Origin of the sequence: Streptomyces sp. NPDC057253 (assembly GCF_042669125.1) — a bacterium.
Taxonomy (GTDB): domain Bacteria; phylum Actinomycetota; class Actinomycetes; order Streptomycetales; family Streptomycetaceae; genus Streptomyces.
On sequence record NZ_JBHUXV010000216.1, the window covers coordinates 1 to 9,673 of the forward strand.

The 9,673-nt window shown below is 68.1% G+C and carries 15 protein-coding genes; 1 reads left to right on the plus strand and 14 read right to left on the minus strand.

Going from position 1 to position 9,673, the window contains the following annotated elements; genetic code table 11:
- Window positions 1-849 precede the first annotated feature (849 nt).
- From ACFULQ_RS47115 to ACFULQ_RS47180, 14 genes are all read right to left on the minus strand, one after another.
- The gene (locus ACFULQ_RS47115) at window positions 850-2,271 is read right to left on the minus strand and encodes a recombinase family protein (RefSeq protein ID WP_383557439.1); all 1,422 of its coding nucleotides are present in this window, start codon (window positions 2,269-2,271) and stop codon (window positions 850-852) included.
- A 123-nt stretch (window positions 2,272-2,394) separates the two neighbouring features.
- On the minus strand, window positions 2,395-3,792 hold the full coding sequence (gene repSA / locus ACFULQ_RS47120; protein WP_383557441.1) for a replication initiator protein RepSA: 1,398 nt from the start codon (window positions 3,790-3,792) through the stop codon (window positions 2,395-2,397).
- Window positions 3,789-4,487 (minus strand): DNA methylase, encoded by a 699-nt coding sequence (locus ACFULQ_RS47125; protein WP_383557444.1) that lies wholly within the window; start codon window positions 4,485-4,487, stop codon window positions 3,789-3,791. Before ACFULQ_RS47125 ends, repSA begins: the two co-directional genes overlap by 4 nt.
- Window positions 4,484-4,723: a hypothetical protein gene (locus tag ACFULQ_RS47130; RefSeq protein WP_383557446.1), complete on the minus strand. Its 240-nt coding sequence runs from the start codon at window positions 4,721-4,723 to the stop codon at window positions 4,484-4,486. Before ACFULQ_RS47130 ends, ACFULQ_RS47125 begins: the two co-directional genes overlap by 4 nt.
- A gap of 5 nt (window positions 4,724-4,728) precedes the next feature.
- Window positions 4,729-4,914 (minus strand): hypothetical protein, encoded by a 186-nt coding sequence (locus ACFULQ_RS47135; RefSeq protein ID WP_383557448.1) that lies wholly within the window; start codon window positions 4,912-4,914, stop codon window positions 4,729-4,731.
- 94 nt (window positions 4,915-5,008) lie between these two features.
- Complete coding sequence (locus ACFULQ_RS47140; protein WP_383557451.1) at window positions 5,009-5,224, minus strand: hypothetical protein; 216 nt, start codon at window positions 5,222-5,224, stop codon at window positions 5,009-5,011.
- 1 nt (window position 5,225) lies between these two features.
- Window positions 5,226-5,534, minus strand: coding sequence for a SpdD protein (locus tag ACFULQ_RS47145; RefSeq protein WP_383557453.1), 309 nt, complete (start codon window positions 5,532-5,534; stop codon window positions 5,226-5,228).
- A gap of 23 nt (window positions 5,535-5,557) precedes the next feature.
- Window positions 5,558-5,713 (minus strand): hypothetical protein, encoded by a 156-nt coding sequence (locus tag ACFULQ_RS47150; protein WP_383557456.1) that lies wholly within the window; start codon window positions 5,711-5,713, stop codon window positions 5,558-5,560.
- Between the two features lie 16 nt (window positions 5,714-5,729).
- Window positions 5,730-5,918: a mobile element transfer protein gene (locus tag ACFULQ_RS47155; protein WP_383557458.1), complete on the minus strand. Its 189-nt coding sequence runs from the start codon at window positions 5,916-5,918 to the stop codon at window positions 5,730-5,732.
- A 4-nt stretch (window positions 5,919-5,922) separates the two neighbouring features.
- A complete protein-coding gene (locus ACFULQ_RS47160; protein ID WP_383557460.1) occupies window positions 5,923-6,108 on the minus strand; it encodes a hypothetical protein in 186 nt (61 codons plus the stop codon).
- 20 nt (window positions 6,109-6,128) lie between these two features.
- Window positions 6,129-6,749 carry a DUF2637 domain-containing protein gene (locus ACFULQ_RS47165; RefSeq protein ID WP_383557462.1) on the minus strand — a complete coding sequence of 207 codons (621 nt, stop codon included), beginning with the start codon at window positions 6,747-6,749 and terminating at the stop codon, window positions 6,129-6,131.
- Window positions 6,750-6,821: 72 nt separating this feature from the next.
- Window positions 6,822-7,004 (minus strand): hypothetical protein, encoded by a 183-nt coding sequence (locus ACFULQ_RS47170; protein WP_383557464.1) that lies wholly within the window; start codon window positions 7,002-7,004, stop codon window positions 6,822-6,824.
- A complete protein-coding gene (locus tag ACFULQ_RS47175; protein ID WP_383557467.1) occupies window positions 7,001-8,320 on the minus strand; it encodes an FtsK/SpoIIIE domain-containing protein in 1,320 nt (439 codons plus the stop codon). The genes ACFULQ_RS47170 and ACFULQ_RS47175 overlap by 4 nt, the downstream gene beginning before the upstream one ends.
- A gap of 2 nt (window positions 8,321-8,322) precedes the next feature.
- A complete protein-coding gene (locus ACFULQ_RS47180) occupies window positions 8,323-8,652 on the minus strand; it encodes a hypothetical protein (protein WP_062243035.1) in 330 nt (109 codons plus the stop codon).
- Window positions 8,653-8,842: 190 nt separating this feature from the next.
- Here ACFULQ_RS47180 and ACFULQ_RS47185 point away from each other — a divergent pair, with 190 nt between their 5' ends.
- Window positions 8,843-9,601, plus strand: coding sequence for a GntR family transcriptional regulator (locus ACFULQ_RS47185; RefSeq protein ID WP_383557470.1), 759 nt, complete (start codon window positions 8,843-8,845; stop codon window positions 9,599-9,601).
- The last annotated feature ends 72 nt before the right edge of the window (window positions 9,602-9,673 follow it).

The window sequence follows — 9,673 nt, forward strand, 5'->3', positions numbered from 1 at the left end:
TCCCGGACGTACGACGAAGGGGGGCTCCCGGTTCCGACCGGGAGCCCCCCTTCGCGCGAGGACCAAACGACGACCTGCTGCCCGCCGCGCCTCAGAGCGCTTCCTTGTTCTCCTTGGGCACCGCTCCCGACCTGTGCACCGGCGGCAGAACGCTCCAGGCGTAGTTGACTGAATGAGGGTCGTTGGTGAAGGGACATCAGCGCAGGTCTCCGAGACGGACGAAGGCGCCCCACGTCCACGAGGGACGAACGGAGCGCCTTCACATCACGAACAGCTAGGACTGTCCCCTTCGGTGAGTCCCCCAGCCGACCGCAGCCAGAATCGTGACGATGAAGCCGGCCGCTTCTGTAGTGGTCGCGGTGTCAGTGATGACCAACGCCGCCCCAATGGCCAGTGATGCGATGACCAGAACTAACGAGATCAGCTCCCTCTTGAAGCTGTCGCGTTGGGGCATGGCTGTCTTACGCTTGCGTGACAAAGGACTGTTCCTCTCTCGGATACCCCCGAAGGGCACAGCGCCTCAGGGCCTCCAGCCGCTCACCGCCAAGTAGTGGGCTGGGGGCCCTTTTTGGGCGCTCCGCCATGGTCGCGAGCAGGGCCTCGGGATACAAGCCCTTCCGGAAAGTTTTTTTTGATTCCTTGGTGTCGATGCGGTCACAGCCGTACTTCCATGGGGTGGATTGCCTTCCCAGCCTTCTAAATGGAAGAGAATTCGGCCTTCCACTCACACAATCGCACGCAGCGCATACCGTACGCCTGTGAACAGCGGACTATCCGACGCGCGCAAGTGGTTCTCGCTAAACCGAACAAGCAGCCGCGCCTTGGATTGCAAGGCGCGGCTTCTGACTGTCAGCGCCACACTGGTTCAATCAAGCTGGGGTCGAACTTGCGCCTCCCCCTCCCGGCGGGGTGGATCAAGACTGCCGAGAGGCTGTGCAGGATCAGCGCTTGCTGACGCTCAAGGGGGAGCGCCAAGAAGTCTTCGACGGTATCGACGGTCAGGGACATGACTTGCTGTCGCTTCTTGCTGAAGCGCGCTCGTTCCACCTTCAGCTCATCGCGGCGGCGCTCCAGGTCCGGCAGAAGCTGAAGCAGCGTCGACACCGTGATCTCCTTACCCTTCGCGGCCTGTGTCAAGGCAGCGATGTCCGACTCGACATCAGCCAGCTCCGAGGCGTTCTGCCACGGCTCGGCCTCTTCCACGGTGGTGCTCGCAGCTCTTTCACGCTGCTCAGCCAGGACGAGACTGATGACAAACTCATCGACGGGGTCCCCCGCACGTCCGACCCCTCCACAGCCACCGTTGACGACGGAGCACTGATAGCTGAACGTGGGCCCGGTCGAGCCCAGTTTGCGCCGCCGGTTGACCTGGCCTCGAATCTTCGCGTGGCAGAGCCCGCAGCGAGCGATTCCGGAGAGCAGATACTTCCGGGCGAGGGAACGACCGGGATGCTTCTGCTTGCGCTCCATGACCACGGCGCACACGGCCTCCCACTCTTCAACGGTGTTGATGACCTCCCATTCGCCGATCACCGGGCGCCCGTCGTCGTCGAGGAGGACCTCACCGTGGTACGTGCGGTATCCGCACAGTCGCGGGTTGGTCAGCATGTGTTCCACGAGGTGATGAGGGAGCCGGGTAGTCCCCTCTCGGGTGTGACCGATTCCCCGGCGCTGCCAGTCAGTTCGGATAGTGCCGATCCGCACGCCGGCGAGCAGTTCTTTCTGGGCAGCGCGGATGTGCTCAGCGGCTACGGGGTCGACCTTGCGCCCACCCTTGAGCCACCCGTAAGGAGCCGGGCCGCCGTTGGGCTTCCCCTGTCGCGCAAGCTCAAGGTGCTTGCGCTGGATACGGCGGGACGCGTCGTGCGACGACTTGTTGGCGAACGCCACCATGACTCGGGCCATGGTGCGACCGTCCGCCGTCCCCAGGTTCACATCATTGGTCACCGTGGCGAACACGAGCCGCTTGCGCCCGTCGTACAGGTCGATGAGCCGCTCAAGGTCCCTCGGTTGACGTGCGAGCCGATCGAGGTCATAGGCCACGACACCGTCAATCAGACCGTCCGCCAAGTCGCTCAGCATCAGCTCGAACTCGGGCCGCCGCACGTTCCGCTTGTACGCCGACACGTCGTTGTCCTCATAGATCTTCGCCACGGCCCAGCCCCGGAGGTCCGTCAGGCGTTCACAGTCCTCACGTTGACGCGTGACCCCGAGGCCTTCGCCTTCGTCATCTCGAGAGATTCGCGTATAGACCGCGATCTTGGGGCCCATGACTAGGCCTTGCCTTGCAGGACGAGGAGGCGCTGCACCCACTCTTCGTCCCTCACCGGGGCACGTCGAAGATGCTGTGCGATCCACTCATCCTTGGTCATCACAGTCTTGCGGGGCGCCTTCTCAGCAGTGCGAGTCATCGAGATCACCTCCGTTGCGGTCGGCGAGGGCTTCACGTGCGGCGTCGCGGCTGTGCTGGATGTCGCGGCGGATGTTGGCGGCGAGCCAGGATTCGCCGGGGGTGTGGCCGTGGCCGGCGTAGGACCAGTGCGCGAGGGTCAGGGTCGTTGCCTCTTCGTCGTTGGGGTCGGGCAGGCCGAGGGCTTCGCGTTGTTGGGCGGCGCGGTAGTCGGCGCGGGTCTGCCGGAGGGCGCCGAGCGTGGTGGAGTAGCGGCGGGATTTGGTGGAGAAGTGGCCGCGGAAGCCGAGCATGTGAGCCCAGTCCCGCAGCTTCCGGTCCGGGTAGAGCGGGTGCAGGTCGAGGCATGCCGCGATCAGCCGGGCGGGGTGGTCGGGTACGTCGAGCAGGACCAGGGCTTCTTTGTTGCCGATCCGGCGATCAACCGTGCCGGTGGTCTCAGCGGCTTTGGTGGCGTACTTGGCGACGTAGGCGGCGACCTTCTGTTCGGTGATGTCCTCGCCACCACCGAAGGCTTTGATCGGCTGGACGTCGAGCTTGACGCCCCAGCGCAGCGTGCGGGCAGGCTGGTCACCGGCCGCGGGTACGTCGACGACAACGCGCTTGCGGGCGGCGCGGATCGATGCGGTGAGGAGTTCGAGGGTGGCCCAGGCCGGAGGCGGGGAGTCGGGCCCGTCCGGCCCGTCGAAGCGGATCACCGCGTGGAAGTGCACGGCCCCGCGCTTCTGGTACTCAGCGACCTTGCCGAAGGAGACCCGGGACTGTTCCTTGGCGTCCTTCTGGGTGAGGCCGGCCCGCTTGGCGATCTCGCGGCGCAGGTAGATAGTGAAGTAGCGCCACAGTTCGGAGGCGTGGTTGTTCCACAGCACCGCGCCCGCGTAGTCGTAGGTCTCCGGGTCCAATGGGGTGCCCAGCTCGTCAGCGTCCTCGGGGTGGCGTACACCGCAGCGGCAGCGACCCGTGTCGGGCCGGTTGTGGACCCGCCCGAACGAGGGCGCGGTGAGGGTGGCGAAGGCCCGCGGGTGGTCGCGGATCGTGTGCGGGGTGCCCTTGGCGGGGTCGCCGACGAGTCCGGCGCGGATGAGGTGGTAGGTGTCGCCGGCGTAGGTCCAGGCGCAGGAGGGGCAGCGGGAGGCCCGCCGGTTGCCGCACGCGATTCGGAGCCGTCCGCCGGGTTCGGTGTCGGTCGAGTAGGAGTGCAGGACCTGACCGGAGGCAGCGTCGCGGGTGACGGTGGAGCCTTGCAGGTGGATGGGGTCGGAGCAGCCGCCGGTTCGGCGGATCTGATCCTGGATGCGGTCGAAGCCGGTGGAGCCGGCCAGCCTCAGCACGTCGGCGAGGGTGGCCGGGTCCAAGCCCGCCATGGTGGCGGTGTCGCTCACGCGAACAGCACCTCCTGACGGGACTTCAGGAAGGCCGAGCCGATCCATTGCGTGTAGGCGGGCGGGATCGCCTCGGTGAGCTCTTCGCGAACGTCGGTCCAGGTGATGCCCATGGCGCTCTGCATCTCCGGGACGGTGGCCTTGCCGCCGCCCTCCCCGTAGGCGGCGACATAGGGACCGTCGCGGTAGACGCCGTGGCGGTGCCCGCGCACGTAGCCACGGTGCCGGGGGTGAGCCGGCCGCGCTGTGGACCAGCGGCCCAGTTCGAAGTTGCGGTGGCGCAGCACGCCCAGGCCGAACATCTCGCCGCACAAGGTGAGGTCTTTGCGGATCTTCGCGCGGCCGTTGGGCTGTTCCATCACGTACGGCAGGCTGGACGCGTCGAGCAGAGCGCGCGTGGGGGCCACGAGGTCTTCGTGGGTGCCGCCCCAGGCCTGAGAGGCGTTGGTGCCCACGGTCAGGGCGCAACCGGCCTGGCAGGGCGGAGAGGCGTGCGCGAGGGCGTAGCGCTCGATGTCACCGGTGGTGATCAGGTGGGCAAGGTATTCGAGGGCATCGCCGCGGTGATAGGCGAAGGGGTAGCGGGGCCGATCGGCGATGTCGCAGCCGTCGACCACGAAGCCGGCGCGCTGGTAGCCCATGGCGGCTCCGCCGGCGCAAGAGAAGAGGTCCAGGACCCGCAGCGGCTCGGTCATCGCCTGCCCCCACGGTGGGCGGGGCCGTGGTTGGCGGTGTAGTCGTCGACCAGGTCGCGGACCTTGCCGGCGCCACGGGCGGAGTCGGACTCGCCGCAGGTTCCGCAGGTGTAGGAGGCGGTCGGCGTCGAGGCGGTGGTGTTCCACCAGCGGCCCGGGTCGTCGTGCTTGCGGTAGACCGGCTCTGCGAAGATGTGCACTCCGGGGTGCTGCTCGTCCGGGGTGAGGTCGGCCATATCCGTCACCTCCCGATCCAGGTGAAGACCACGGCACGGCGGGTGCGGCGACCCGTGCCCTGGCAGGTCGTGCAGGTGACGGTGAGGGTGGTGCGGGTGCCGTCCGGGTTGCGGGTGCCGGTGGTGATGGCGACGACGGGGAAGCCGTCGCAGTCGCGGCAGACGGGCGTGTTCAGGGCGTGCTGGGGCATGATGAGACTTCCCTTTCGGGTCCTTTGGATCTGGAAGTGGTCCAGGCGCCCGGGGCGGCGGAAGTTTGGCGACCGAGGCCGCCCCGGGGGCCGTTTAGCGGCGGGGGTATCCGTGCCCGCGCGGCGGGTAGGCGTCTGTGTCGCCGCAGTCGTCGGCCAGGCCCTGCGCGTTGGCGGTGGCGAACAGCGAGCCGGCGACCACGGCGGTGAAGTCGTCGACCGGTCCGCCCTTCAGGTCAACCGCGATGTCCGCGAGCATGTGCTGAGTCAGGTCGCGGTCTGCCTTCTCGGGGTTGGTGAAGAAGCCCATGTCAGCGGTTCCTTTCGGAGTTGAGGATCGAGCGGATGACGAGCGCGCACACGGCCACCGACATGCCGGTAATGGCGACCGCGAGGAGCATGGACACGAGGACCGCGCCGACGACCAGGACCACGGCGCCACCACCCGCGGCGAGGGCGAGCGCACTACCGGGCGTGAGCTGGACGACCGGCCGGTTCGAGGTGACCGGGACCGGGACCGGGGCGGCGGGGGGCGCCGGGGCGGGGAGGTCGGAGGCCGGAGGCCGGATCGTGGTGGCCGGCGGGGCGGTGTCTTTGGGCGGGTACTTCGGGGTGAACACAGCGGTATCCCTTCGGGGTGGGGTTACTTGATGAGGGCGTCGACGGTGGGGCCGAGGAAGCTGCCGGCGACGAGGTAGCCGCCAAGCAGGAGCAGCACGACCAGCCAGACCGGCGGGCGGGCGAGCTTGATGCCGAGCCATCCGACGACGATCACGGCGAGCCAGAGCGGAACGTCCATGACGGGGATCTCCCTTTCAGGCCTTGCAGCGGTGGGTGTTGGCGGCGAGTTCGGCGGCGGCGCGGTCGCTGTAGTCGGCGGAGAAGCCGCAGCCCGGCGCGGTGCACGCGGCGGTGTGCTTGTCGCGTCCCCGGCCGTCGTAGTACGTGCCGACCTGCACGGGGCCGATACGGCGCTGGTCGCGGAAGCGGCGGTAAGCGGGCACGGCGTCAGCCCTCCTGCCTGAGGCTGTGGCCGGGGAACTCGGCCAGGATGCGGGCCTTTTCCTGGGGGTCCGTGGTGCGGTCGGCGGCTTCCTCGGCCAGCAGGCGGGCCAGGGTGGGGCGTCCGGTGTCGGCCATCTCGCGGGCCGCATCCACGAAGTCGGACGGGCGGTTGAAGCTGAACAGGGGCATCGGTCGAACTCCTTTTGGGATCAGGTGAGTTGGAGTTGGGCGGCGATGGCTGTGGCCATCGGGGCAGGCAGTTGCAGGCGGGCGGACAGTGCGTCGGCCGGCATCGGCGATCCGGTGGATGCCTGATGGGCGTCGGCGATCTTTCGGGCGTGGTCGAGCAGCGCGGCCGGCACGGTCGGGGCTGGGGGCGCCTCGGGTGCGGCGGCCAGTTCCGGCAGCGGTTCCGGGGCGGGGGTGGGTTCGTCGGTGCGGTGGACGTCGACTTCCGGCACGACCGGTTCGGTCGGTGAGTGGACCAGGAGGGTGCCGCCGAGGAAGGCGAGGGCGGGCCAGCCGGCGACGAGGATGCGCAGCCAGGCGGGCACGTGTTCCAGGTCGAGGAGCCCGGCGGTGGCAATGTTCGCGCCCAGCGAGGCGAACAGGGCGATGGTGAACCAGGTCCAGGCGGAACGGTCGCGGCGGGCCGTGCGCAGCCGACGCCAGGCGGCGACCAGCAACAGATCAACGCTGATCGGGTAGGCCCAGGCCTTCCAGCCGGTTTGTCTGGCTGCTTCGGCGAGGTCGTGCAGGTGGGCGAAGGACAGGGCGCCGGCGATGACGGCCTGGATCAGCACGGCGTCCGGGCGGAGAGTGGATTTCATGGTCTGTACCTCCCTTCGGGAGTCGGGCCAGGAGCGGGCGGGGACCGTGTCCGGCCGCCCAGCCCCGGCGGGTTAGTCGGTGGCTTCGCCGGAGCCCAGACAGGCCAGGCAGATACCGGTTTGCCGGCCGACCGGGCGCCGCTTGCGGCCCACGTGGACCGTGCGGGAGACCTCACCGGAGCCCTTGCAGGTCTGGCACTTCGCCGGTTCGGCGGGCGTGGTCGCGCGAGTCTTGGACGCAGCCACGGTGATCACTTGGCCAGTGACACAGCGGTCGCGGACGGTGCGGGAACGCGGGGCCGGAAGGCCTCCAGGAACGGCAGGTCGGGCACCAGGTGCGCGAAGTCGAGGCAGGTCGCAGCGACCGTCTCGCGGGAGATCTGCGGAGTGCGGATCTTGCACCAGCCGCCCTCCGCATCCGTGGCCACGGCCGTGCCGGGGCGGTTCGCGGGGATCACACAGGCGGTCGGAACCGCGGTCGGGGCTACGTCCTTCAGCCCCATCTCAGCCGTCTCCTTGTCGTTCACGCGGTGCACGACCCGGCCGGTGAGCTGGGCGCGGAGCATGGTGGCGCCCTTGCCCAGGTCGGAGCCGAAGCGCTGCCCGCAGATCTCCAGGTAGATGCCGACCGCGCGAGCCATCTGCGCGAGGCGGATCAACGCCGTGACGATCCTCGTGCGGCGGTCCTCGTCCTCCTTGCGGGAGATCAGGAACAGTTCAGCGATCTCGTCGACCAGCACCACGACCGGCGCCGGCCGCACGTCCTCCGGCAGCTCCCACAGGTCCGAGGCGCCGTGCAGGTTGAGCAGGTCGAAGCGGTCTTCCATCTCCGCCACCAGCACATCCGCCAGTGAGGCGGCATCATCCGGATTGGTCGCCAGGGCCGACAGCCGCGGGGCGAACGGGGACTGTTCCACACCGCGCTTGCAGTCCATCCCCACCAGCGCGACCGGCAGCTTTGCGAGCCCGTTGATCAGGTTGCGCTGATACATGGACTTGCCGGAGAAGTTCGCGCCCAAGGTGAGGGCCATGGGGACCTTGCGGTAGTCCCGCTCGAACACGGTCCCGTCATCGCGCAGCGCGACCGGTACGGCCATGCCGTGAGGCTGTGCCTTGCGCGGCATCCGCACCCGGCGCAGCACGTCATAGCCCGTCATCCGCAGTTCGACGACGCCCGGCTTGACGACCACGACGCGCACGGAGTGGACACCCCAGGCGTGCCGCAGCCGCTCCGTCGAGGCGATCACGTCGGCGGGCTCCAGGCCGGCCGGGAGCCGCAGGGTCACCCGCAGACCGGTCGAGGTGGGCCGTATCCGGCGAATCTTCGGCGCTACCGGCTGCACCTCACGACGGGCCACGTTGCGCGCCATGAACGCCCGCACGCCGGACGGCTGCACCGTCAGACCGCACACGTCCATCGTCGAGCGGTACGAGTAGGAGAACCGGCCCCAGGTCGCGGGCAGGCCGACCAGCGACCAGTACGTGCGCGGGGCGCGGTACTTCGCGTAGCCGAGGCCACCAGCGCCGGCCGCCGCTCCCGTGGCCTCCAGCCACACCGTCCAGTCAGCCATGATCAGGCCACCGGGGTGATCGCGACCGCGCGGAACGAGATCCCGTGCCGCTTCTGGCCGTTGAACTCGTTCTCCCAGTCACGAGCCTTCAGGCCGATGACCTTGACCGGCATACCCGGCGCCAGACCCTCGGGGAGGCCCGTCTCCGGGACGGTCACCTGGTAGAGGTTGCCCTCCCCCTCGTCCGAGACCAGCAGACCCACGGTCGAAAGGCTCGCGTTGGTCTCCCGGTCCACGGCCCGCTCACCGGTCTTCTTGTTGACCATCTTCGGCTCCGGCGCGGTCGCGACGAACACCAACGCAGACGAAGTGTCGACCTTGAACGACGGCATGAGCACATCCCTCAGTTCATGGAGATCGCCGTTCGCGACCTCTCTAGACAGGTTCCAGTAGGCCACACGTCTCTAGAGACGTCAAGAGAATCTGTCTAGAGATGTTGAGAGCGCGAGATCGCGGCTACACGAGAGGGCAGGCGTGGCATGCATGGCCTAGGCTGTCTAGAGAAGAAGGGAGGGCTCCCGAATGACCACCACCGACGACGACCGTCGGCCGAAGTACCAGCGGATTGCGGACTCTCTACGCGAGGCGATCCGGTCGGGCGAGTACGGTCCCGGTGATCGGCTTCCGGGAGAGAACGACCTCATGGCCACCCACGGCGTGGCCCGCATGACGGCTCGCCAGGCCTTGAGCGTGCTGAAGGACGAAGGCATCGCCGAGTCCCGCAAGGGCGCCGGCGTCTTCGTCCGATCTTTCCGCCCCCTCAGGCGTCGAGGCATCCAGCGGCTCGCGCAGGAGCAGTGGGGCAGTGGCCGGTCCATCTGGTCTGCCGACATCGAGAACCGTGCGCTTGTTGTGGATCAGGTAGCGGTTTCCGAAGAGGAAGCGCCGGAGCACATCGGCCAGGTCCTGGACCTGAGTGAAGAGGACACCGTGTGCGTACGGCGGAGGCGGTTCGTCCTGGATGAAAAGCCCGTTCTTCTCGCGACGAGCTATCTCCCCACCTCGGTAGTGGCTGGTTCGGCGATCACGCAGGAAGACACGGGACCCGGCGGGACCTATGCCCGTCTGGCCGAACTTGGGTACAAGCCAGTGCACTTCCGCGAGGAGATCCGCTCACGCATGCCCACGAAGGATGAGGCGGAACAGTTGAGCATCTCCGCAGGTACGCCGGTCATCCTCATTTGCCGCACCGCGTTCGCGGACGAGGGGCGCCCCGTCGAGATCAACGAAATGACGCTCGATGCCGCTTCGTACATCCTGGAATACGACTTCGACGCGTAGGCCGACGCGCGCTGTTACAGGTTTCTCTACCTCATCAAGGGCCCGCGCAAAGCGCGGGCTGGCCCCTTGGGC